Here is a 25,925-nt window from a genome sequence, read left to right as displayed (position 1 = left end):
ATGGTTTACTATAACAACTATCGTTATCAATGGAATTTAAAAAAGATGACTCCTATTCAATTTAGGAATCATCTTTTAGCTGCTTAGTCTCTTTTTTTATAGTGTCCTTGACAAAGGTGCCAGTTTATAACGGGAGGTTTTTTCATTTTTACAAAAACTCCCGAAGAATCTCCCCCCTACCCGAAGATTCTCTCCTTTTCGCTTAGGAGGGGAACAAGTAAGCTGTATGTAAGCGTATACAGTAGGCGATTGATCGTAGAGAACGAAAAGAGGTTAGGAGTGAAAGACATGTCTGATTTTGTTCTTGAACTGAGAGGGATCACGAAGACGTTTCCAGGTGTAAAAGCTTTGGATAATGTTCAATTTCAGTTAAGGCCGGGAGAGATTCACGCATTAATGGGGGAAAATGGAGCGGGAAAATCGACTTTTATCAAGGTCATTACCGGAGTTCATCAGCCAGATGAGGGGCAGATGTTTCTTAATGGAAAAGAGGTCAATTTCAAAAATCCAACAGAAGCGCAAAAGGTTGGAATTGCTGCCATTTACCAGCATGTCACCTGCTACCCGGACTTGAGCGTGACGGAAAATATTTTTATGGGTCATGAAAAAATACAAAAAGGGACAAGAAGAATTCGCTGGAAGGAAATGCATGAGGAAGCCAATCGATTGTTAAAAGAATTAGGTGCTAGCTTTGAAGCCAAAACCATTATGGGAACGCTCAGTGTCGCACAGCAGCAGATGGTTGAGATTGCAAAAGCCTTGTCGACCAATGCCAAAATCATCATTATGGATGAACCAACGGCAGCACTGAGCAGAAATGAAAGTGAAGATCTTTATCGAATAACGGAGAAGTTAAGAGATAGTGGCACATCGATCATTTTCATTTCGCACCGGTTTGAGGATATGTACCGATTGGCAAGCAAGGTAACCGTTTTTAGAGACTCCAAATATATCGGCTCTTGGGGTGTTCATGATATTTCCAATGAAAACTTAATTGTCGCGATGGTAGGAAGAGAAATTAAGCAGCTGTTTCCAAAAGTGGAGGCTACTATAGGACCAGAAGTACTGCGTGTCGAGGGATTAGGGAAAACGGGCTTTTTTGCAGATGTCTCCTTTACGCTACGAAAAGGAGAAATCCTTGGAATCACCGGATTAGTAGGAGCGGGACGAAGCGAGGTATGTCAAGCGATCTTCGGTGTAGAGCCCGCAGACAAAGGAAAGATTTTCGTCAAAGGGACAGAAACAAGAATTCAAACACCGCTCCAGGCGATGAACAAAGGAATAGGATACTTGCCTGAGGATCGGCAACAGCAAGGACTCATTCTTTCATGGGGAATTGATAAAAACATTACCTTGTCCTCCTTGTCTCTAATATCCAAAAAAGGGTGGATGAATCGGAAGAAGGAAGACGAGTATGCGAACGATCTATCAAAAAAAGTGAATGTGAAAACACCGAGTGTGGCCAACTTGGTTAGCTCTCTTTCAGGGGGAAATCAGCAAAAGGTGGCTGTGGCAAAGCTATTGATGACGGGGTTGGATATTATTATCCTTGATGAGCCAACGAAAGGTGTCGATGTTGGAGCCAAGTCTGCTATCTATGAAATTATTAGCAATCTGGCTGCACAAGGATACGGTGTCATTATGGTTTCCTCGGAGATGCCAGAAGTAATCAGTATGAGTGACCGAATTCTCGTGATGAGAGAGGGAAGAATTACGGCAGAAATGCAAGCAAAGCAGGCGACACAAGAAGCGATTCTTGAAGCAGCGATGGCGAGTAAGGAATCAACAGAAGGTCAATCGCTTGAGGCATCTGGCTTATAAGGGGGGAGAATTATGACTGCAAACAATGGACAAAAAGGAACGCTTATAGAAAATATCGCCAAATTCCGTGAGGTCGGATTACTCGGCTTCATCATCATCCTATCGGTCGTCATTCAATGGAGAAATTCTAGCTTTTTAACATGGGAAAACATTAATGACATGATTACGAATACGGCCATCTTAAGCATTCTTGCGGTGGGGATGATGCTCGTTATTATCACAAGAGGAATAGATCTATCCATCGGGGCGACTCTTGCATTATCAGGAATGATTGCAGCTTTAACGGTGGGAGCGTTTCCGAATCTGAGCCCCATCTTGGCCATTTTATTAGGAACTATGATTGGGTTGGTGAGTGGAGTCATCTTAGGAGCGATTATATCAAAGGGAGGCGTCCTTCCGATCATCGCGACACTGGGAATGATGTACATCTTCCGTGGTCTTACCTTTATGGTGAGCGGTGGACAATGGGTGAGTGCTCATCAAATGCCAGATAGTTTTAAAGGCATCGCAACGGGTTCTTTTTTAGGAATCAATAATCTTATTTTAATAGCTGTACTCATTTATGTAGCATTCTACTATTTTATCAATCATACAAGAACAGGCAGACAAATTTATGCGGTCGGAAGCAATCCTGATTCAGCCAAGATCAGCGGTATTAACCATGATAAAATCATCTGGCTTGTGTACACAATCATGGGTGGTCTCTCTGGTTTGGCTGGAGTGTTGTGGGTATCGAAATTCGCTTCTGCTCAAGGAGATACAGCGTCTGGTTATGAGTTAACGGTGATCGCTGCATGTGTTCTTGGGGGAGTCAATATTGCAGGAGGATCGGGGAAAATCTCCGGAATTATTCTAGGTTCGGTGTTAATTGGGATTATGAATAATGCCCTTCCTTTAATCAATGTTTCTCCTTTCTGGCAGACAGGAATACAAGGGTCCATTATCCTCATCGCTGTTGTATTAAATGCCCTTGTGAAACGAGGAGTAGATATGAATGCTCTTATGAGGAGGAGAATCTAACAATGGATCAGGTAAATAAAAAACCATTTTCATGGAAGGGCTTCTTCCTGCAGTGGGAATGGATGCTCATCCTATTGTTTCTAGTGGTTAATGTCATTAATACGAATCTATCACCCTTCTATTTAGATAGTGTTGGGTTAAGGGATGCAACCATGACGTTTCTGGATAAGGCATTTATGGTCTTTCCGATGGTGATGATTATGATTTTGCGTGATATAGATATTTCTGTTTCTTCTACAGTGGCTTTGGCTTCTGTCGTCATGGCTCATTTGTATACCTTAGGCGTTCCAATGGAGTTAGCGGTTGTGATTTGCCTTGCGGTGGGAGCTGTTTGTGGTCTGATAAATGGGCTCTTGATTGTAAAGTTTAAGGAGCTTTCAGCTGTTATTGTTACGCTCTCCACGATGATTATCTACCGCGGAATCGCTTATATCATTTTAGAAGATCAATCAGCCGGTTCTTTCCCTGAATGGTTTGGATTCTTGGGATGGGGATATATTGGCGGAGTACCATTTATCTTGATTGCCTTTGTCATGATGGCGGTGCTGTTTGGGTTATTGTTGCACAAAACGACATTTGGTAGACGAATTTACGCCATCGGGAACAATCCCACAGCCAGTCGTTTCTCGGGTGTGCAAGTGGATAAAATCAAAATTATTGTTTTTACACTTGCTGGTGTGATGGCGGCTATTACGGCCCTCTTTTTAACATCAAGAATGGGCAGTACAAGACCCAATGTGGCGCTCGGATACGAGTTAGATGTGATCGCGATGGTGGTGTTAGGTGGGATTAGTACAGCTGGTGGAAAAGGAAAAATGATTGGTGCCATTATCGCTGTTTTCCTCATCGGATTTTTACGGTATGGACTAGGACTGATCAATATGCCAGCGCAAGTGCTAATGATCATCATTGGACTGCTGCTCATTGTAGCGGTTATGGTTCCCAACCTGAAACCCAAAGCGAAGGCAAAAGGAAAGCCGCCGAAGAGTCAAGATCAACAGATTGCTGGATAAATACAATGCAGTCCAAGACTGTATGTAGATAAATAAAACATTACAAAAAAGGGGAGAACAAAATGAAAAAGCTGTTCCTAGAATTTTTGTCAATTTTTCTAGTATTCTCAATGCTTGCGGCTTGTTCGCAAACATCCTCGAACGAGGGATCAGGTGATTCTGGTAGCAAGGATGGGAAGAAGCGTTTTGCTATCGTCTTTAAAAACACTGGTAACCCTTATGGAGAAAAACAAATGGATGGGTTTAAGCAAGCGATCGAAGCGCTTGGACATGAAGCGATTTTAAAAGCTCCAGACCAGCCAACTGCTGAAGCGCAAATTCAAATGATTGAAGAGCTGATTTCTCAAAAAGTGGATAGCATTGCGATTGTAGGAAATGATCCAGATGCACTTCAACCGGCCTTGAAAAAAGCGATGGACCAAGGTATTAAAGTTCTTTCTCTAGACTCTGCTGTTAACGCGCAAAGTCGTATGGTTCACGTTAACCAAGCGGACCCTGTGGCAATTGGTCGTGTGCAAATTGAAGCGATTTCAGAAATGATTGGTGGAAAAGGACAAATTGCTGTACTTAGTGCAACTTCTCAAGCAACGAACCAAAATGCTTGGATTGAGCAAATGAAGGAAACCTTAAAGGATCCAAAATATAAAGATATTGAACTAGTAAAAGTAGCTTACGGAGATGATTTACGCGACAAGAGCGTGTCTGAAACAGAAGCTTTATTAAAGTCTTACCCAGATCTAAAAGGAATTATTGCTCCAACAACCGTAGGGATTGCGGCTGCTGGAAAAGTATTAACGGACAAAGGTCTAAAAGATAAGGTTCACTTAACAGGTCTTGGATTACCTAGTGAAATGGCAGAGTATATTGAAAGCGGTGTCTGTGATTGGATGTACCTATGGAATCCAATTGATGTAGGATACTTAGCAGGATATGCTGCGGATGCTCTAGTGAATGAGACGATTACAGGTAAGGTTGGCGACAAATTCACTGCGGGTGACCTTGGTGAGAAGGAAATCGTTGAAGACGGAGATGGCACGCAAATCATGCTTGGCGATCCGTTCAAATTTGACGCTAGCAATATTGCTGAGTGGAAAGAAGTATACTAATTTGGGAAGGGCTTACAGGTGATGTCTGTAAGCTCTTTTTTGTTTTGGAGACTTTATCGAGATAGTAAAAGGAATCGCAAATAAGTTTTCCGAATCGCAAATAAACACCTAAAAAGAAGCGCGGAGGAAAACAATTTTGTTTAAAAGTGATTGAATTTCATTAAAAGGCTTTCTAGATCACCGAAAAAAACGATAGCATTCACGAAATCTATGTATTATAGTTACTTAAAAAAGATTCGACAAACTTCCTCGCTCAAAAGGTGATGATTAAAATGAAAGCGCTTATCAATAAGGTTAAAAACGAAAAATATCGGTATAGAAATTTCATCTTAATTTTAGCTCTTTCTATTGGTCCTTTGATGGGCCTAGGATTTGTTTCTTTTAATATTACGAAGAATCTATTAATCGAGAATCAGACGTCCACCATTCAAAATCATTTAGAAACGTCGAGTGAGGTAGCCGATTTATTGTTTAGAAATATCATTAATATGGAACGGATCATCACGTGGAATAAGGATGTCCAGAAAGAATTAAAGGAAAGTGTCACACTTGATGTGGCTGGTGGGAGATTGGTAGACAATGGGTCCCTCAGGCGATTACAGGATCATATTGCTAGCAGTTTTATAGATACTCAGGATATCGAATCGGTTTGTATTTTTAATGTGGAATTTCAAGGTATGTGTTATGGGAAGTCGGAAAGTTACGGGCGGTATGGAAATGGCGGCTTTCACGAATATATACAAGATACAGATTGGTATAAAGAAGTGGTAAAGAAAGATGGGAAGTCAATTTTTTACGGATATAATGTGCTTCAAGGAAATAAATCGGCCAACACGTTTTCCTCTGTTAAACTACTGAAGGATCCAGGGGAATTTTACGATCCTGCTACTACAGGGATATTAGTGGTGAATATTAACAAATCAATATTTTCCAGGGTATTTAAAAAGAGTGAGGGTAGTGCCTTCCTAATTTTTGATCAGAATGAGGGAATCATGCGTGATGTGTATCACTATCCAAGTTCCTTTCAAATAAATGAGCAATCGGACTCTCCGTTAAAGGACTTGAAAAAGGAAGGATATATTGTCACAGACTACAAGAATCGCATTACGGGCTGGACTTTTTCCCATGTGATTAATGAAAAGGAACTATTAAAGCAGTCTAATCAAATTAGGAACGTCACGATTTCCATCGCATCGGTCATCGCCATTGTTGCGTTTGTATTCTCATTTTTATTATCGGAAACTCTATCGAATCCAATCATGAGGTTACGAAAAATGGCAGCTGAGTGGACGAATGGAATATTTCATCCGTCTGAATCAGATACCCCAACAGATGAAATTGGAGCGATTGGGCAGACCTTTCAAAAAATAACGGGTGAGAATAAAGCATTGAATGAAGAGTTAATCCGTGCACAATTAAAGGAAAGAGAGGCAGAGCTTCGAGCGTTGCAAGCGCAAATTAAGCCGCACTTCCTTTATAACACGCTAGATTCGATGTATTGGATGGCGGAGCTAGAAAATAATCATGAAGTAGCAAAGATGGCCGTAGCCCTTTCTGAGACCTTTAAGTTAAGCTTAAATAATGGGAAGGATATGATTCCTGTTTCCAAGGAACTCGAGCATATTAATCACTATTTAACCATTCAAAACCTACGATTTAATCATCGCTTTAGGTATGTGGAGGAAGTAGATCCACTTCTACTAGATAAAGAGATTCTTAAATTGCTTCTTCAACCGTTAGTGGAAAATGCCATCTATCATGGTCTTGAGCCTAAGGTTGGAAAAGGAACGATTACATTAACCGGTCGACTCGAGGATGGTTGGGTTCTTTTCACGGTTGAGGATGATGGGGTAGGAATTGAAGACCTCGATGTTACGAGAACGGGTTATGGCATGCAAAATGTGAGAGAGCGTTTATTCCTGTGTTATGGACAAGAGAGTGAACTTACCGTTACGAGTAAAGTGAACGAAGGGACTAAAGTAGAAATTCGTTTTCGAGATCATAAAGGGGGTCAAGAGCGTGCGGAAGGCAGTCATTTTTGATGATGAATTTATCGTACTAAAGGGTCTAGAACGAATGATTGATTGGGCTGAGTATGACGTTGAGTTAGTGGGAACGGCTGCTGATGGAGAAGAGGCCTTAAAAATCTTTCATGACCATCGACCAGATATCGTTTTTACAGATATACGTATGCCAGGAAAAGACGGATTACAAGTTATTGAAGAAATCTTAAAGGAAGCACCTGAGACGCAATGTATTGTGTTCAGTGGATTCAATGAGTTTGACTATGTGAAAAAGGCCTTAAGGTTAGGTGTAGTAGATTACTTAGAAAAGCCGATCACGATTCCTATTATCAAAGAAGCGTTAGATAAAACACTCAGCCGAATTACTCAACAAGAAACGGTCAATGTGTTAAAAGACAACAGGCAGAAAGAAAAGCTAGAAAGGGAGACATTACATTTATTATTTGGTAAAGGTGATGTGTCACAGTGGAGAGAGCTTTTTGGCCAAGAGGAAAAAACGCTTGAAGGGGTAACCGTTCTCGCCCTTTCTTCACCAGTTCAATGGCCTGGACTGATCAAAGGTCATCGAATGATTCCTATCCAAAATGGAGTAGAGAATCTGTTGGTTCTTTGTCATTTGGTAAAGGAGGATGAAAGCTTTTGGGCAACCTTGAGGAAATGGTCAGAAGAAGCTGGGGTGACCGTGGGCTCGGGAAAATCGTATTCCAATCTACTAGACATTAATAAAAGTTATCATGAAGCTTTACATGCTCATAGATACGCGCAGTTTATGAATGAACTAGACTGGTATCGATTCGAGGATATTGGTGAACATCCAAGCTATAGTACCGACTTATCGAAACATGAACAAGCCGTCATGTTCCATATCCGAACAGGGGATAAAGAGGGATTATTAGAACCTCTAAATACTTTAATCAGTCAAATAGAAAGCAGGAGGCTTCATCCGGACGTTATTGAGCGGGATATCCTAAAGCTAGTCTATCTCGGTTTAGAGGTGTTAAAAGAGACTGGGTGTGACCCAAACCAGACATGGCCAAATTATATGCCTCATCTTGAAATTCGCAAGCGGCAAACAAAGGAAGACATGTTCGCTTGGGTTTTCGATCAACTGGAGAAGATCATGGATGCTTCTATTAATATTCGCTCTACTTATAAGCATGAAGCGGTTGAACGTGCTTGTGCCTTTATACAAGAGAATTTTACTAGAGATCTAACCCTCCAGGATGTTTCAGATCATGTTGGAATGAATGCAACCTATCTTAGCCTCTTGTTTAAAGAAGAAATGGGTGAGTCGTATATCAAATACTTAACTCATTTGCGAATGGAAAAAGCAAAGAAGCTCCTGCTGGAGGGGAAAAAAGTAGCGGAGGTAAGTGAGTTAGTCGGATATCATAGCTATAGACATTTCTCCGAGCTTTTTAAAAAGCATGTTGGGATTAAGCCAGGTCAATTTAAGGAAATGAAATAGTCTTGTTCCAATGAACAGGACTATTTTTATGTACAAAAAATTCATACCCAAACAAAAAATACGGACGTAATCAAAAAAATGAGACCATTAAAAAATACAGTGAAAGCACTTACAATAAAGATAGATCCAAGGACAACAACCGGGGAAAACATAAAAATAGAATCTGATCTTCCTTTAAGGAAGCGAGACAGCTGTCATTGGATTATAGGTCATCATTATATATAAGGGGGAAGTAAAAGATGAAGGCTAAAAACAAAATTTTTGCCGTGCTATCAAGTGCCGCGTTATTCGCAGGAATTCTAGCAGGCTGCAGCAGCAACGACAGTGCTTCAGGAGACAAAGAAGAAGATTCAGGACAAGTTACGCTAACCATTCTTGTGGATAACCAATCCAACTTGGATGGGATGAAAGCGGTAACAGATGCGATTGAAGAGAAATATGACATAAAAACCGAATATGAACTGCGACCAGGTGGAGGAGAAGGAGACAATTTAGTTAAAACACGTCTTGCAACAGGAGACATGACAGACTTAATGGCATACAACTCTGGTTCTCTTTTCCAAGCATTAAACCCTGAACAGAATTTTTTAGATATTTCAGATGAACCTTTTGTAGAAACCATAATGGATGATGCAAAGGAAGCTTTGTCTTCAAATGGGAAAGTTTATGGGATTCCGGCTGCAAGCTTTATGGCAGGAGGCTGGTTTTACAATAAAAAGATTTATGAAGAGCTAGGCTTATCTGTTCCGAAAACATGGGATGAGCTAATGTCGAATAATGAAAAGATAAAAGAGGCTGGAAAAACAGCGGTGATCGGTTCATACAAAGACTCTTGGACGGCACAAGTTGTCGTACTTGCGGACAATTACAATGTCCTTCAACAGCATCCAACTTTTGCTGAGGATTTCACCGCAAACAAAGCAAAAATTGCGGACACACCGGGAGCTCTTCGAAGCTTTGAAAAGTTAGCTGAATTGTTTGATGCAGGGTACTTAAATGAGGATTTCCTTGCGACTGGTTATGAAGCAGGATTACAGAAATTGGCTGAAGGTGAAGGGGCACATTATCCAATGTTAAGCTTTGCTCTTCCGATGTTACAAATGAATTACGCAGAGGAATTAGATAATATTGGATTCTTCCCTCAACCAGGTGATAGTGCAGATGAAAACGGATTAACCGTCTGGGTACCAGGTGGAGTATTTATTAATAAAAACACAGAGCATCCTGAAGAAGCAAAGAAATGGATGGAATTCTTCGTATCGCAGGAAGGTAACGATCTTTACAATGCTAAGATCACGCCACAAGGACCTCCGGCTATTAAAGGAGTGGAGCTTTCAGATGATGTGTACGGTGCTGTTAAAGATATGCTTCCATTCTTTGAATCAGGTAAAACAGCACCTGCTCTTGAATTCTTAAGCCCAGTAAAGGGGCCAAACCTTCCACAAATCGCTGTTGAAGTAGGAAGTGGTATTTCAAAGGCTAAAGCTGGAGCAGAATTATATGACAAAGATGTTGAAAAGCAAGCAAAACAACTTGGCCTTGAAGGCTGGTAATCAGCTGGTTAAATGAGAGGAGGCCCTGTCAATAAGACAGGGCTAATTTTCTAACCAGACTAGAAAAGGGGAATACTTTATGACAAAGCTAACCAATCGATCGTACACGTATTACTTCTTATTGCCCGCAGGAATTATATACTTCGTGTTTTTCCTACTGCCCACGATCATGTCGTTTTTCTTTAGTATGACATGGTGGACCCTCACGGATTGGAAGTTTATCGGTCTCGAAAATTTCATCACTTTTTTAACTGAACCATCATTGAATATTGGTTTTAAAAATACCCTCATATACGCGATTGTGACCTGTTCATTAAAGGTAATTCTAGGACTTTTACTGGGTGTATTCTTAAGTCAAAAGCTAAAAACGATTGGCTTTGTACGATCTATGGTTTTCTTTCCAACCCTATTAAGTACGATTGCTGTCGGAATGGCGTTTGCGATGATGATGCATCCCACACAAGGGCTAATTAATACGGCGCTAAAGATTGTTGGAATTACAGGACCAGATTGGTTAGGAGACACGACCATTGCTCTATTATCTGTTGCATTAGTAGATGTATGGAAAGGGGTAGGGATGGCAACGGTCATCTTTATCGCAGGAATTATGTCAATCCCAGAGGACTATTATGAAGCACTAGCGATTGATGGTGGGAACTCATTTCATAAGTTTTGGAATATCATTGTTCCTTTAAGCAGACCAGCCATGAACTCTGTTATTATTCTAGCTTTTATCGGTGGATTACGTTCGTTTGATTTAGTGTGGGCAATGACAAAGGGAGGCCCTGGATTTAGTACCGACTTGATTGCTTCTATTATTTATAAGCAATACCAAGGTGGCTTTTATGGTCTCTCCACAGCAGGAAACGTGATCTTGTTCATTGTGGTTTCTGCTCTTGCCTTCCCTTTATATGCATTCTTGAATAAGAAAGAGGTGGACTTATAATGAGTGAAACGCAGATCGCAGTAAAAGCTGAAGCACCATTTCGCACCAAGCATACGAGAAAAAGAAAGACGGTAAGGAAGTTATTTAGTGAGATCTTAGCGATCATCCTTTCCTTAATCATTTTCGGTGTTCCATTTTACTTCGTTATTGTTAATGCGAGTAAGGATACGAAAGAGTCTTCTCTATTAAATATGGACCTTCCAAGCTCGTTTCAACTTGTAGAAAATATCCAATCCGTTATGGCCGCTCAAAACGGAATGATCGTAAGAGCTTTCTTCAATAGTATGATGATCACGGGTTTTTCAATTGCCATTTTGATTTTAGTAGGGGCCATGGCTGGATATGTACTTCAACGTCGAACAAGCAAAATGTCACCGTTCTTCAACTTTTTGATTTTAGCTGGACTTATTATTCCTCCAGCCATCGTACCAACGATCTGGGTTCTTGATGGAATCGGACTATTTAAAACGATGCCAGGCATTATTTTAGTAGAGGTAGCACTGAACTTACCATTTACCATCTTGCTTTATAAAGGATTTATGGCAACACTTCCAAAAGAACTGGATGAAGCCGCACTGATTGATGGCTGTGGAAGAATGCGCTTGTTCTTTAGCATTATCTTGCCATTGTTAAAACCAGTTTCAGCTACCGTCATCGTTCTAACGGCTGTTGGAGTGTATAACGATTTCGTTAACCCGTTATACTTCTTCCCAGGTGCTGAAAACGCTACGTTACAGTTAACACTCTATAACTTCTCAAGCATGTACAATACGCAATGGAACTTGTTATTTACCAACATTCTATTAATCTCGATTCCACCACTTATCTTGTTTATTTTCTTCAATAAGAAAATTGTAGCAGGTATGACTGCAGGAGCTGTTAAGTAGAAAGGATGCAGAAAAACAAATCTTACTTGTCCAACAGAATGTGAAGGATCAGTGGGGTTTGTTTTTTTATTAAAAGGAGGCACAAAAATGGCTGGACTTCATATTACCAATCTAACATGCGAGTATCGTGAAAAACCTATAGGGATTGATGTAAAAAATCCAAAATTGAGCTGGCAGTTGGAATCTGATCGACGTGCTACCTTTCAGACGGCCTATCAGGTGCAAGTATCAATATCTAAACACTTTGAAAATAGTATTTGGGATACAGGAAAAGTAGAGTCTGATCAATCCATCCAACTCGAGTATACAGGTCCAATTCAGTCTCGAACCCTATACTTTACTCGAGTCAAAGTGTGGGATAACTACAATCGGGTATCGGATTGGAGTGAGGTCTCTAGTTGGGAAACAGCTTTCCTTGATCATAATGAGTGGGAAGCTAGCTGGATTACTCCAGACGAAACGATGATGGATCCTCAATCAGAGGAGATTTTTCAACTAAGGAAAGCTTTTACCTTGGAAAAAGCTGTTGCTTCCGCACGTGTGTATGCGACAGCCGCTGGATTATATGAGGCGTATATCAATGGAAAGAAAGTGACTGAAAACCTTCTGACACCTGGCTGGACGAGTTACCAAACCCGCTTACAGTATCAAACGTATGATGTTACCGAATTATTGTCAGAAGGTGGAAATGCGGTGGGGGTCCTTCTAGCAGATGGCTGGTACAAAGGGAACTTAGGCTGGAGCAATAAAAGAAATATCTTTGGTGACCAGCGAGCCTTCTTGATGCAGCTTCACGTCAAGTATGTGGACGGTTCAGAAGAAGTGATCAGTACCGATCCATCATGGAAGGCTTCAACAGGACCGATTGTATCTTCGGAGTTATACCATGGAGAAGCCTATGATGCACGCTTAGAACAAGCAGGCTGGAACCAATTTGAGTTTGATGATACCAATTGGGCTACCTGCGTAGTGATCAGCTTACCTTTTTCACATCTGGTGGCACAAGAAAATTGGCCAACAAAAGTAACAGAAACACTTCGACCAGTAGAGGTATTTGTGACGACATCCGGTGATACCGTTATGGATATGGGGCAAAACATGGTTGGACGCATGCGTTTTCAGGTAGAAGCGCCTAAGGGAACCGTCATCACCTTGGAACATGCAGAGGTTTTGGATAAGGACGGCAATATTTATTTCGGAAATTTACGAAAAGCCAAACAATGTGTGACTTATGTTACGAAGGGAGAAGGAGTAGAAACCTTTGCTCCACATTTCACCTTCCAAGGCTTTCGTTATGTAAAAGTTCAAGGTTATCCGAATCAAGAAAACAGTCTAGATCTTAGTCAATTTACTGGAGAGGTCATTCACTCAGATATGCCAGCAACGGGTGAATTTACTTGCTCCGATCCACTTGTGAATCAACTTCAGAAAAACATTGTCTGGGGACAAAGAGGAAATTTTGTCGATGTTCCGACCGATTGTCCGCAAAGAGATGAGAGGCTTGGCTGGACAGGAGACGCACAAGTATTTATACGGACGGCACTTTATAACTACCAAGGCGCTCCATTTTTCAAAAAGTGGTTAAGAGATCTGAAGGCAGATCAGTTGGAGGACGGAGGCGTTCCATTTGTCATTCCAGACTTGCCTAATTTAATGGGAGGGAATTCCTCTTCCGCTGCTTGGGGAGATGCGGCGACGGTTTGTCCGTGGACCGTGTATATGGTGTATGGAGATAAGAGCGTCCTTGAAGATCAATACGACAGCATGAAAGCATGGGTCGAATACATTCGGAAACAAGGAGAGAATGAATTCTTATGGAATACGGGCTTTCACTTTGGAGACTGGCTTGGCTTGGATGCAAAGGAAAACAGCTATGTTGGAGCCACTCCGAGAGATTTCATCGCTACCGCTTTTTATTTCCACTCAACAAGGATTTTAAAAAACAGTGCGATTGTATTGGAAAAGTACGAAGATGCAGCTGAATATAGCAGTCTATTAAAAAAGATAAAAGAGACGTTTGTCCGAGAATTCATCTCTCCAACTGGGCGACTCGTTTCTCCCACTCAGACCGCGCATGTACTCGCTCTAGCCTTTGACTTAGTAGAGGGTGAAACGAGAAAACGAGTAGCTTCAGATTTAAATCATCTAGTCATCGAAAATGACTACCACTTAACAACAGGCTTTGTTGGCACGCCATATCTATGCTTTGCACTTTCAGAAAATGGCTACCATGATACCGCTATGAAACTACTGCTTCAAGATAGCTATCCATCATGGCTTTACTCAGTGAAAAAAGGGGCGACCACCATTTGGGAGCACTGGGATAGCATCAAGCCAGATGGAAGCTTTTGGAGTGATGATATGAACTCTTTTAATCACTATGCGTATGGAGCCATTGGTGATTGGATGTACCGTCGAGTAGCCGGATTAGATATGGATGAAAGTGATGTTGCTTATAAAAAGATTCTCATTCGTCCTCAATTTGCGGGTGGGAAGCTGACACATGCTAGAGCTGAACACCAGTCCTTATATGGAAAAATGGTCTCGTCGTGGGAATGGACGAAGGATGAAATCAGTGTACGGGTTGAAATTCCTGCGAATACGACGGCGACGATTGTGTTACCGAATGTTCATAGTGAGCATCTAAAGGAAAATAACGTAGAAGTCGTTCATGCAGAGGGAGTCGTACAGGTTGAAAATCACGACGGGGATGTTCGGATCGAAGTCCGTTCGGGCGTATATACCTTTACGTATCCAAACCAAATGGGAAGCTTGGATCTGTTTACAAAGAATTCTAGAGTGCTAGACTTTCTTTCCTCTTCAAAAGCGATGGAAGTACTTGAGAAGCACTCTCCTGGAATATCCGAAAAAATTGGGCCTTTTTCACATATGAAATCCTATACTCTAACGTGTTTCGCTAAGGAACCAACTATTCAACTAAGTGATTTAGATGGAATCATTCAAGAAATTAATGAAGCTATTATAGCCGAAAAAAAGGAGACTAATCATGAGTACTCAAAAGCTTAAGAATCATGTGGTAGTAAAAAATGAAGCCTTTATTGAAGAAGCTCACCGATTGAAGCCAGAATTAAAAAACAGTGTGGTAAAACCGACTGCGCTCGTTCATGTGGTTCCTAATCCCGATGTAATGCATGGATGGAAGGTGGAGCCTGCATCTTCCATGGATGAATTACAAAAACAAGAATACAAGAAAGGTGATTCGTTTATCGTTGATTTTGGGGACCACCAAGTGGGGTACCTAGGCTTTCGCGTTCGACCAGTGGGAAGTCCACCGGATGCCCCGTTAAAACTGAAGCTAACAATTGGAGAAATGCCTGTAGAAATGGGTGAACCATTTGAAAACTATGACGGCTGGTTAAGTAGTGCGTGGTTACAGGAGGAAACGATTTTTGTAGATGTTTTGCCAGCAACCATTTCCCTTCCACGCAGATATGCGTTTAGATACGTGAAGTTTGAGGTCCTAGCCACCTCGCAGAAATATCAAGTGATGTTTGAAGATATTGAATGTAGGGCCGTCACGTCAGCTGATCTCGAGGCGGTAGAGGTCTTGGGACATCCAGACTCTATGCTACAAAAAATGGATGAAGTCAGTATTAAAACCTTAGCCGATTGCATGCAGGATGTGTTTGAAGATGGACCGAAGCGTGACCGCCGTCTATGGTTAGGAGATTTACGTTTGCAGGCGCTAGCTAACTATGAAACGTTTGGGACGAATGATTTAGTCAAGAGATGTTTATATCTTTTTGCCGGTGTACCGAATGATCAAGGAAAGGTGTCAGCTAATGTATTTATTGAACCACAGTTGATCGCAGATGATACTTTTTTATTTGACTACTCTCTTTTCTTCTTATCCACCTTACACGATTACTATCTAGCAACACGAGACCAAGAAACATTAGTAGAATTATGGCCAACCGCATACCGTCAAGTGGAACTGGCTCTTGAACGATTAGATGAACAACATATTTTAGTAGATTCTTCAGAGTGGTGGTCATTTATCGATTGGCAGCAAGGCTTAAATAAGCAGGCTCCTTCACAAGCCATTTTAATTTATACGTTAAAACAAGCCGTCTTTTTAATGGAAGAACTGAATGTGTCGGAAAAGGAAATTGTTGCAGCTCGTTTAGAGGAGATCGTTGGTGCAACGAAGAAGTATTTATGGGATGAAGAACAACAGTTTTTTGTGAGTGGGCAAGAGCGACAAGTATCATGGGCAAGTCAAATCTGGATGGTTTTAGCTGGTGTCGTAACAGAGGAAGAAAGTAAGCAATTGATGCTGCATTTATTGGAGGAGAAACCTGAGATCGGAATTGCCACTCCATATATGTATCATCATTTTATTGAAGCATTACTGATTGCGGGAGAAAAAGAGCTAGCCATTTCTGAGATGAAAACCTATTGGGGTGGAATGATTGAAGATGGTGCGGATACCTTTTGGGAACTTTATGACCCGAAAGACAAAGAATTCTCCCCATACGGAAGCCATTTGATCAACAGTTATTGTCATGCTTGGAGCTGCACGCCAACATACTTAATTCGAAAATACCATCTATAAGTTCGTTGGCTAAAAGGAGAAGAAGATGAAAAAGTATATTTCTTTTGACGTGGGTGGAACAAAGGTAAAGCACGGAATCGTACTTGAAGATGGAACGATTGTGACAAAAGGGAGCTACTCAACTACCTGTGATGACCTAGAGGTCTTTTTGGTTGATATGGTCAGAACGATCATGGAATATAAAGAGGCTCATGAAGTGGAAGGCGTCGCCATTAGCCTTCCGGGCTTCATTAATCCAAGCACCGGTTTTGCTGAGAGAGCAGGAGCCATAATAGCTCTGGACAGAAAAAATCTAAAGGAGCTCCTGGAAGCCATGGTTCCTTTACGAGTGGAGATTGAGAATGATGGAAATTGCTCGGCGTTAGCGGAAAGATGGAGCGGAAATGCCGTAGGCTGTGATGACTTCATTTGCTATACGATCGGCACAGGAATTGGCGGAGGGATCATGGTGAATGGAAAGATCGTCCATGGCCATACATTCCGCGGTGGTGAATTTGGCTTTATGCTAACGAAAGTAGATGCTAAGGGGAAGGAAATGCTTCATACCAACTCTTCTACCACAAGTCTGATCAAAAGGTATAGAGAGTATAAGGGCTTGGAAGCGGATGTAAAGGTTGAGGGAGAGTCGATTTTTTCCGAGGCTACTGAAAATCAAGAGGTGGACCAATTAATTCATGACTGGTTGGAGCATATAAGTTACGGACTCTTTAATTTGGCAGTGACTCTCAACCCACAGAAGATCCTAATTGGTGGGGGAGTTAGTGCGAGAGAAGGTCTAATTGAGCAAATTCAAGAAAAGCTAGAAGAACTTGAGTGGTGGAAGTTTTTAAAAGTGGAAATTGCTCCATGCAAACATAGAAATGATGCCGGGATGATTGGGGCAGTATATCACTTTATGAACAAATAAATGGAACAAGAAGGGACCTATGCATGAGCATACGTCCCATTTTTTTAGTGGCCCGTGTTAAAGTTCTCTGCCATCTCCAGGTTGTTCATATAGGCAGCCATGGCCAATTCATACCTGACCTTTTTGCTAGCTTCAACGAGATCTTCTTCCTTCACTAGTCCGGATATGGAGTACCTATGACCCCTGAAATCAACGTTCAGTTCGGTGATTTGGTTAAATTTGAAGCTCTCCAAGGGAACACCTTTCTCATCCTTCAACAAGAATTCTCCATATTTCTCGTTACAAGTTTGAGCTACTTCGTCTAGTACCTGATAAGCGTCCTCTGGATTTTGGCTATAGCTGAGAACAAGGCTTTCGTTCACCCGGCGCCTTCCCCTGCTCCCGTTATGTAGTTCATTGATATTGCTATAGGAAACCGAATACAGGTAACCATCAAACTGACGAATTTTCAGGTGGCGCATGCTGATTTCCTCGATTTTCCCCTGATGATTTCCATTAATGATCACATAATCTCCGTGATGAATCTGACGTTCAAACAAGTAAGTCAGCCCCATAATGTAATCACGGATGATATGCTGGAAAATCAATGCCAGAGCACCGGCCACCACGACCGAACCGGTAACAAGCCTAGTTAGGTCATAGAAATTGCTGAGCACATAAAGAAAGAAGAACACCAGTCCCATTAACTTGGTCACCTGGTACGCGAAATGCATCAAGGTTTCTTCGCGCTTTTCATCCAAGAAGCTCGTTTTGTCAAAGAAAAGCTTGATGGATTTACGAATCAAATAAACAGTAAGTATAATCAGCAATGCCACAATTAAAATCTTTACGGGCAATTTTTCGAACAGTTCCAAGGAAAACATTTGATCAACCCTCCACTTCTTTTACTATACCAAAGGAATGTGGAAAAGGAGAAAAATTAACTTGCATAAATGGATGGGAATACTATCGTAGTTTTTTGAAAACGATTTATTTTTAAACTACAATGCATATATACTTAAACCATTAGAAGTAATAACCAACCATTAGGGGGAATGAAGATGACAAAGGGAAATGCCATCAGTAATAATGAGGAATTGTCATTAGACCAACGTGAAGATTTAATTAAAGTATTGAAAGCTCGTTTTGAAAAAAACATAAACCGCCACAAAGGTCTTGAATGGGATAACATCCAAGCGAAGCTGGAAGTGAACACGGAAAAACTGTGGTCGCTTTATGAAATGGAAAGAACCGGCGGTGAACCGGATGTGGTTGGTTATGATCAGGAGAAGGACGAATACATATTTTATGATTGTTCAGTGGAAAGTCCTAAAGGTCGCAGAAGTGTTTGTTACGACCACGAAGCGTTAGAGTCAAGGAAAAATCATAAACCGGAAAATAGCGCAATCAATATGGCATCTGCCATGGGCATTGAACTATTAACAGAGGATCAGTATCGAGAGCTGCAGCAGCTTGGGAATTTTGATATGAAAACATCGAGCTGGGTACAAACACCCTCTGCTATTAGACAACTCGGTGGGGCCCTTTTTTGCGACTGTCGCTTCGATCATGTCTTCTTGTATCATAACGGTGCCGAATCTTACTATGCTGCAAGAGGATTCCGTGGCTCGCTAAGGGTCTAAATTTTGTATGAGGACTTCCTAGCGATGAGTTAGCGTTAAACTATAAAGTGAATGTATGAAGAGAAGAAGTGGTCGATTATGACCACTTTTTCTTATTCGATAAACGGGACCGCACGTTACCAGCGTTACCTCGCCATATTCCCGTCATATCTGTAAACTCCTGCCGAGTCGCTTGTGCATCACACCCACGAAGAATGACACTATGTTACTGTAAAATTACAGTTCTTTAACAAATTGCAGGAAAAGACAGAATTTCCATGCTGATAGCGAATTTTATAGGTATAGAGAAAAATAGGGGGCAATATCTGAAGCTATTTGGGGGGACTATATATGCTAGGATTTGAAACCAATATCGATCAATTTGCCACTATAAAAGTAATTGGGGTTGGGGGCGGCGGAAATAATGCCGTGAACAGGATGATTGAGGACGGTGTGCAGGGAGTGGAGTTCATTGCCGTGAATACAGATGCGCAGGCTCTCAACATGTCAAAAGCGGAGGTCACGATGCAAATCGGCGGTTCGCTGACCAGGGGCCTGGGGGCTGGTGCCAATCCTGAAATCGGCAAAAAGGCTGTCGAGGAAAGCAGGCAACAGATCAGGGATGCCTTGCAAGGTGCGGACATGGTGTTCGTAACGGCAGGAATGGGCGGCGGAACCGGGACCGGAGCTGCGCCGGCGATTGCCCATATCGCGCGCGAACTTGGTGCACTTACAATTGGAGTGGTGACTCGTCCGTTCACTTTTGAAGGCCGTAAGCGGGCACAAAATGCGGCCTCTGGAATTGAAGAGATGAAGAAAGCCGTTAATACCTTAATTATCATTCCAAACGAGCGATTGCTGCAAATCGTTGACAAGAAAACACCGATGATTGAAGCCTTCCGTGAGGCGGACAATGTCCTCAGGCAGGGTGTACAGGGCATTTCCGACTTGATCGCTGTGCCAGGCTTGATTAACCTGGACTTTGCTGACGTGAAAACGATCATGTCCAACAAAGGAACGGCGCTTATGGGCATCGGAGTGGCTTCAGGCGAAGACCGTGCTGCCGAAGCTGCCAAAAAGGCCATCTCCTCGCCGTTGCTTGAAACAAGCATCAATGGCGCGAAAGGAGTGCTGATGAACATCACAGGCGGCATGAACCTCAGTTTGTATGAAGTTCAGGAAGCGGCCGATATTGTGGCGGCTGCAACAGATAATCAGCTTAACATGATTTTTGGATCGGTCATCAATGAAAATTTGAATGAAGAAATCATGGTGACCGTGATTGCCACCGGCTTCGATCATGATGAAGAAGACGCACCTCCGTCAAACACATTGCACCGTTCTGGAGACAGGATTGCCATTTCTCGAGAACAATACCACGCTCAGTCGAGACAGCGAGAGCCTGTTGTTCATGCAGAATCGGGTTATTACGGCCAAGCCCAAAATTACAGCCAGTTCGGAAGCTACGGCCAATCCGGCAACTACAGCCCATATGGCAATCACAGCCAGCCGCCTGCCTACGAAAATCCCTCGAATTACGAACAGGATACCGAGCAGCAAGAAGACTCGCTTGATATTCCATCGTTCCTGCGTAAGCGAAGCAGAAGGCGGTAAACCAACGAACAAAAAAGGTTAAATCATTGGTGATTTGATCTTTTAATTAATAAAGAAAACTCGCCTTTTTTGGGGGCGAGTTTTGCTTTTTTATAGGCCAATTTTGATGTCAGCTTTTCTTTCTGTACTCATGTGGAGTCATTCCATAGAGTTCTTGAAACTTTTTATAAAAAAATCCTAAGTTTCTATAGCCGATCTCATGGGCAATTTCATCAATGTTCATTTTACTGTTGGTTAATAAGATGGATGCACGTGTCATTCTCTGCATTTGAATGAGGTCTTTAAACGAATGCCCTGTACTTTTTTTCAGGTAGGTACTTAAATAATTGGGATGAAAGTTAAAGTGCTGGGCTGTTGAAATAAGTGAACAACTATTAAAGTTATCTTCTAGGTATTGCAAAATATCACCAAGGTACGTTTTGGAAGAACCAATATATTCTTGAGATTTATTATTTTGGTAGGTCCGAAGAAGTTCTCCAAAAATAATAATCATATAAGATTCAATCATATCTTTTGAGAAAATTTGTGGTTGATAATATTCAAGCAAGACATTTTCAATGACATCTTTTAGATGCTCATTTTTTCCAGAGTGAAACATGATGTATCTGTTGTGATTTTGGGTCGTTGAAATGGAGTTGACTAGAAAGCTCGAGATAATCCCGTTGCCAGCTAATCTACTTAAAAAAGATGTAGAGATAAAAGACTTAGGTAGTAGAAAATTAATAATAATGTCTTCTTCATAGGTGTTTTTTATCGTATGTGGAACATTAGTGTCTAGTATACAAACGTCCCCTTCAACCAGTTGAACTTCCTTCCCATTGATGATTTGGGTACAAGATCCAGCGTAAACATAATTGATTTCCACATAACTGTGTATATGCATAGGAATCACTGAATACCGAGAGTGCTTGGTGACCCAAATATGATTCATGTCAAAATCAAAAACATAAACAGGGTCACCAGGATGATCACTAACGGTTTTAAAGTTTTTATACTTGGTTAAACCTTGCTCTGGATTTTGCTTGTGCTTTAATTCGCTCTCAGACATTTCAAACAGGAGATGTCGTAATTCCGTTTTATTCATTAGAGCCTCCAAGTTCTAAATTCTATATATGAAGTTTGGTAAGTCGATTGATGAAGTATAGACGTTACGATTGGTTCTACTCATTGTTAAAATAAGTTTATGATAACGTTATCAATTTAAAAAAAAGCAAAAAATTACTGTGTAATAATAAAAATCTTACTCTATTAGATGATTGAGAGGCAAGGTATAAATTTTGAAAACTGCTTGGTTTTTGTTAGTTTTGAATCACTTCAAAGACGAGAAAAGGAGTTGGATTACATGAATTATGAACAAGTCGCTAGGGATGTTTTAGCTGCTGTTGGTGGGAAAGAGAATGTAAGCAGTGTGATTCATTGTGTAACAAGATTACGATTTAAGTTGAAAAATCGCAGTATAGTAGATACAGATCAAGTGAAGCAAGTAAATGGTGTGATGACCGTTGTTGAGAGTGGGGGGCAATACCAGGTAGTTATTGGTACCGAGGTTCCCTCTGTCTACCAGGAAGTGACGAAAATCATCGGTGAATCTCCAGTGACGGTAGAAGAGAACTCCGAAGAAAAGAAGTCTTTGTTTAATCGTTTTATAAGTATGATTACAGGAATTTTTATGCCGACAATTGGTGCACTTGCTGGGGCGGGGATTCTTAAAGGGCTGCTTGCCTTGTGTGTGTCATTAAAGTGGATGACTACTGAAATGGGCACATACCAGATCTTATACGCTGCGGCTGACGCCCTTTTTTACTTCTTTCCCATACTAATTGGATTTTCAGCAGGAAAACGATTTGGCGCCAATCCATATATAACAGCTTCTATTGGTGCAGCACTCGTTTATCCAACCATGCTCACAGCCTTCACTGAAGGTACGGCACTATCATTTTTAGGAATACCAGTAGTTTTACTGAATTATACTTCTTCTGTATTTCCTATTATTGCTGCATCTTGGATTGCTGCTAAGTTAGAAGGATTTTTAAATAAGAAACTTCACGCCTCTATTAAGCTATTTGTCACACCGCTTATTGTGATAGCAGTTGTATTGCCACTAACATTTCTAGCAATAGGACCTCTTGTTACGCAAGTGAGTAATCTATTAGCAGCTGTCACAAATGGAGCTTATAATTTATCTCCATTGATTGCGGGGATTATTCTAGGAGCTTTCTGGCAAGTCATTATTATTTTTGGACTACACTGGGGATTTATTCCTCTACTCATCAACAATATTACAACACTTGGGTTTGACCCAATCAATGCATTATTGTTTGGACCTGCAATGGCTCAAGCTGGTGCCGCATTGGGAGTGGCTCTTAAGACTAGAGAAAAGTCAATGAAGGCGGTAGCAACTTCTGCGAGTATTTCAGGGATCATGGGTATTACAGAACCAGCGATCTATGGAGTGAACCTTCCGACAAAGAAGCCTTTTATTATGGCATGTATTGCAGGTGGAATCGGAGGGATTTTTGCTGGAAGTATGGGGGCAAAAGCTTTCGGATTTGGTGCTTCAGGAATCTTTGGCATTCCGCTATTTATTAATCCAGAAGGGTTTGATGCAGGATTTGCTGGATTCCTCATTTCTATTGGAATTAGTTTCTTCGGTGCAGCTATCCTGACTTATTTGTTCGGATTTAAGGATAAAGAAGTGAAAACTAATACTACTAAAATGGCAAATGTAGAAGTGAAGTAAGAGGGTTAAGAACAAGTACGCCTATGGTACAGGCCACATAAGGAATGATTCAGAATGAAGAGATTAAACGAAGTGCTAGAACATAAACAAGGTAATTATATCTTCCCATTCTTATGGTTACATGGAGAAGAGGATCAGCTTTTAAGAGAATATATGCAAAAGATTTATGATACGGGAATTCGGGCGGTATGTGTCGAATCCAGACCTCATCCTGATTTTCTTGGAGAAAAATGGTGGCGTGATATGGATGTGATCATGGATGAAGCAAGAAAGAGAGAGATGAAAGTATGGCTTCTTGACGACTCTCATTTTCCTACTGGTTATGCTAATGGGAAAGTGGAATCTGACCATCCAGAGCATGTGAAAAAATATTTGAAGATTCATCAACTAGACTTTGTTGGTCCACTTGAGGATGCCTCTATTTTAGTAAAGTGGGGAAGTCCGGGAAATCGATTGTCGCTCGAGCACAAAATAGAAGCGGTTCAAGATGAAATTTTGGGTATTGTTGTGGCTAAAAAGACGGGTCCAAATAGCATTGACCCTAAAACCTTACAAAATGTCAGTTCTTTTGAAAGTGAAGGAGTCTTACGTTGGAATATACCAGAGGGAGAATGGCGAGTTTTTGTTATGCTCCAAACCATTTTTGGTGGAGAGAAGCATACAGAGGGATACTTAAATCCACTTGATCCTGAAGCAGTAAAGGTATTAATAAACGAAGTATATGAGTCGCATTATTCTCATTATGCGGATGACTTCGGAAAGACATTTGCCGGTTTTTTCTCAGATGAACCTCGTTTCGGGAATATGCATGGGTCGGATGGATCGATCGGAAGATATGAAATGGTCTTTCCGTGGAGGGAAGATCTATTAGAGAAATTTGATAAGGAGGAATTGATCAAGCTTCCGTTGTTATCTCCTATAGAAGCAAATGGTGCTGAACACTCGATTCGATACAAGTATATGGACGTGGTTTCACGTTTGTATGGAGAAGCCTTTACAGGTACGCTGGCTTCTTGGTGTCGTGAACATGGAGTCGAATATATTGGCCATCTCATTGAAGACAATAACTCTCATGCGAGGTTAGGCTACGGAACGGGACATTACTATCGTGGCTTATGGGAACAAGATATGGCGGGTCTCGATGTGGTGTTAAATCAGATTATGCCTGGTATGGATAAGGGTCCTTTTAAATCAATGACATCCAAAGGTTGGGATGGCGAGTTCTTCCATTATGCTATGACAAAAATGGGAACTTCTTTAGGTCATTTGGATCCAAAAAAGAAAAATCGAACGATGTGTGAAGTCTATGGTGCCTATGGTTGGGCTGAGGGAATCAAATTAATGAAGTGGATTACGGACCATATGTTAGTAAGAGGTGTAAATCATTTTGTTCCACACGCGTTTTCACCGAAGTCATTTCCAGATCCGGATTGCCCACCACATTTTTATGCCAATGGATACAATCCGCAATATCGCTTTATGAATGTCTTATTTAATTATATGAATAGAGTTAGCCATTTATTAAGTGGGGGAAAGCACGTGGCTAAAGTTGGTTTGCTTTACCATGCGGAAGCAGAATGGTTAGGGGAGTACATGCTATTTCAAAAGCCGGCACGTGAATTAACCCAGCACCAAATTGATTTTGATGTTATTCCCATTGATTTAATTTGTGAAGCGAGCCTTCAACAGAGGCAGTTCAGAATTAATGAGGAATCATTCGATGCATTGGTTATTCCTTACTCGGAGGCATTGCCACAAAAATTCCTTGAGAGAGTGAAACAGTTAACCGATGCAGGTATTACGGTACTATTTGTTGACGGAACACCAACAAGGAATGAGGAAGGGTTACCTATAAGCGAATGGATACAAGATTGTGAAGTGGTTGGACTCCATGATCTTGCAAATATGCTCTATTCAAAAGGGATATATGAAATCAAAGCGTCAGAGAAACAACCTTATTTACGCTACTACCATTACGAACAACCAGACGGACACATCTATATGTTCTTTAACGAAGATCCTTATAAGCGTATTGAAACAGAAGTGACTTTAGGGATCGGAACACATGTGGTTGCATATGATGGGTTTTCGAATTCATTCCGAAACATTCCCTACAAAATTGTTGATGGTAAAACGATCGTTGGGTTAAGCTTAGAAGCCTATGAGTCTGTCATCGTAGTAGAAAGTATCGAGGAAAAGACAAATCACCCTGCCTTAACCATAAGTGAGGAAGTAAAGGGAGATTGGCAAGTATCTTTCTCATCTTCTAAGATGTACCCTGATTTCGAGCCGGGTGCGAAACTAGTAAAGCTTCAGGATATATCTAAGCTGGAGGGATACACTACTTTTTCAGGAACAGTGAAATATGAAGTGGAATTTCAACTGAATGAGGTACCAGAAAATGCCGTTCTTGATTTAGGAAAAGTGTATGAGGTAGCTGAGGTAACACTTAATGGAAAAAATCTTGGCGTAAAAATCACTCCACCATATGTATTTGATGTGTTGGGGTCACTGGTCGAAGGGACAAACTCTCTAATCATTGAGGTAACCAATAATTTAGGAAGACAAGAGCAAGATTATTTGTCACAGTACATGATATTAGAGCCGACTGGGTTACTAGGTCCGGTTATGTTGAAAAAATAATAGATA

At 41.2% G+C, this 25,925-nt stretch carries 19 protein-coding genes; 17 read left to right on the top strand and 2 right to left on the bottom strand.

Going from position 1 to position 25,925, the window contains the following annotated elements; all coding sequences use genetic code 11:
- The 13 genes from M3175_RS19925 to M3175_RS19865 form a co-directional block, all read left to right on the top strand.
- Positions 1-87 (top strand): IS3 family transposase (locus M3175_RS19925; protein ID WP_251522826.1); only part of this gene is annotated, 87 nt, incomplete at its 5' end.
- 201 nt (positions 88-288) lie between these two features.
- Positions 289-1,821, top strand: coding sequence for a sugar ABC transporter ATP-binding protein (locus M3175_RS19920; protein WP_251522806.1), 1,533 nt, complete (start codon positions 289-291; stop codon positions 1,819-1,821).
- 12 nt (positions 1,822-1,833) lie between these two features.
- Positions 1,834-2,841, top strand: coding sequence for an ABC transporter permease (locus tag M3175_RS19915; RefSeq protein ID WP_251522804.1), 1,008 nt, complete (start codon positions 1,834-1,836; stop codon positions 2,839-2,841).
- 2 nt (positions 2,842-2,843) lie between these two features.
- Positions 2,844-3,854 carry an ABC transporter permease gene (locus M3175_RS19910; RefSeq protein WP_251522802.1) on the top strand — a complete coding sequence of 337 codons (1,011 nt, stop codon included), beginning with the start codon at positions 2,844-2,846 and terminating at the stop codon, positions 3,852-3,854.
- 62 nt (positions 3,855-3,916) lie between these two features.
- Positions 3,917-4,960: a rhamnose ABC transporter substrate-binding protein gene (rhaS, locus tag M3175_RS19905; protein ID WP_251522800.1), complete on the top strand. Its 1,044-nt coding sequence runs from the start codon at positions 3,917-3,919 to the stop codon at positions 4,958-4,960.
- Between the two features lie 272 nt (positions 4,961-5,232).
- Complete coding sequence (locus tag M3175_RS19900; RefSeq protein WP_251522798.1) at positions 5,233-7,002, top strand: sensor histidine kinase; 1,770 nt, start codon at positions 5,233-5,235, stop codon at positions 7,000-7,002.
- Positions 6,980-8,452 carry a response regulator gene (locus M3175_RS19895; protein ID WP_251522795.1) on the top strand — a complete coding sequence of 491 codons (1,473 nt, stop codon included), beginning with the start codon at positions 6,980-6,982 and terminating at the stop codon, positions 8,450-8,452. Before M3175_RS19900 ends, M3175_RS19895 begins: the two co-directional genes overlap by 23 nt.
- 239 nt (positions 8,453-8,691) lie before the next feature.
- Complete coding sequence (locus tag M3175_RS19890) at positions 8,692-10,005, top strand: ABC transporter substrate-binding protein (protein WP_251522792.1); 1,314 nt, start codon at positions 8,692-8,694, stop codon at positions 10,003-10,005.
- 79 nt (positions 10,006-10,084) lie between these two features.
- Positions 10,085-10,951, top strand: a complete 867-nt coding sequence (locus M3175_RS19885; RefSeq protein ID WP_251522789.1) for a carbohydrate ABC transporter permease — start codon at positions 10,085-10,087, stop codon at positions 10,949-10,951.
- Positions 10,951-11,838 carry a carbohydrate ABC transporter permease gene (locus M3175_RS19880; RefSeq protein ID WP_251522787.1) on the top strand — a complete coding sequence of 296 codons (888 nt, stop codon included), beginning with the start codon at positions 10,951-10,953 and terminating at the stop codon, positions 11,836-11,838. Before M3175_RS19885 ends, M3175_RS19880 begins: the two co-directional genes overlap by 1 nt.
- Positions 11,839-11,925: 87 nt before the next feature.
- Entirely contained in the window at positions 11,926-14,865 is a 2,940-nt protein-coding gene (locus M3175_RS19875; RefSeq protein WP_251522785.1) for a family 78 glycoside hydrolase catalytic domain, read from the top strand.
- Entirely contained in the window at positions 14,846-16,414 is a 1,569-nt protein-coding gene (locus M3175_RS19870) for an alpha-L-rhamnosidase-related protein (RefSeq protein ID WP_251522782.1), read from the top strand. Before M3175_RS19875 ends, M3175_RS19870 begins: the two co-directional genes overlap by 20 nt.
- A 25-nt stretch (positions 16,415-16,439) precedes the next feature.
- Positions 16,440-17,321, top strand: a complete 882-nt coding sequence (locus tag M3175_RS19865) for an ROK family protein (protein ID WP_251522780.1) — start codon at positions 16,440-16,442, stop codon at positions 17,319-17,321.
- Positions 17,322-17,365: 44 nt separating this feature from the next.
- On the opposite strand, the gene M3175_RS19860 is transcribed toward M3175_RS19865, so the two are convergent.
- Complete coding sequence (locus tag M3175_RS19860; RefSeq protein WP_251522778.1) at positions 17,366-18,184, bottom strand: mechanosensitive ion channel family protein; 819 nt, start codon at positions 18,182-18,184, stop codon at positions 17,366-17,368.
- 177 nt (positions 18,185-18,361) lie between these two features.
- Between M3175_RS19860 and M3175_RS19855 the strand changes: the two genes are divergently transcribed.
- Together M3175_RS19855 and ftsZ are read left to right on the top strand one after the other, a co-directional pair.
- Positions 18,362-18,943, top strand: coding sequence for a DUF4256 domain-containing protein (locus M3175_RS19855; RefSeq protein WP_251522776.1), 582 nt, complete (start codon positions 18,362-18,364; stop codon positions 18,941-18,943).
- Between the two features lie 330 nt (positions 18,944-19,273).
- Positions 19,274-20,536, top strand: a complete 1,263-nt coding sequence (ftsZ, locus tag M3175_RS19850) for a cell division protein FtsZ (RefSeq protein ID WP_251522773.1) — start codon at positions 19,274-19,276, stop codon at positions 20,534-20,536.
- A gap of 109 nt (positions 20,537-20,645) precedes the next feature.
- Here the strand turns inward: ftsZ and M3175_RS19845 are convergent, their stop codons facing one another.
- Positions 20,646-21,620, bottom strand: coding sequence for an AraC family transcriptional regulator (locus M3175_RS19845; protein WP_251522771.1), 975 nt, complete (start codon positions 21,618-21,620; stop codon positions 20,646-20,648).
- A 258-nt stretch (positions 21,621-21,878) separates the two neighbouring features.
- Here M3175_RS19845 and M3175_RS19840 point away from each other — a divergent pair, with 258 nt between their 5' ends.
- Both M3175_RS19840 and M3175_RS19835 read left to right on the top strand, forming a co-directional pair.
- Positions 21,879-23,276 (top strand): PTS transporter subunit EIIC, encoded by a 1,398-nt coding sequence (locus M3175_RS19840; protein WP_251522769.1) that lies wholly within the window; start codon positions 21,879-21,881, stop codon positions 23,274-23,276.
- Between the two features lie 54 nt (positions 23,277-23,330).
- Complete coding sequence (locus M3175_RS19835) at positions 23,331-25,919, top strand: glycosylhydrolase-like jelly roll fold domain-containing protein (RefSeq protein ID WP_251522766.1); 2,589 nt, start codon at positions 23,331-23,333, stop codon at positions 25,917-25,919.
- The last annotated feature ends 6 nt before the right edge of the window (positions 25,920-25,925 follow it).

The sequence above is a fragment of the Robertmurraya korlensis genome (assembly GCF_023715225.1).
Taxonomy (GTDB): domain Bacteria; phylum Bacillota; class Bacilli; order Bacillales; family Cytobacillaceae; genus Robertmurraya_A.
The sequence above is the reverse complement of the archived record's forward strand: the minus strand, read 5'-3'. Positions and strand labels throughout refer to the sequence as shown.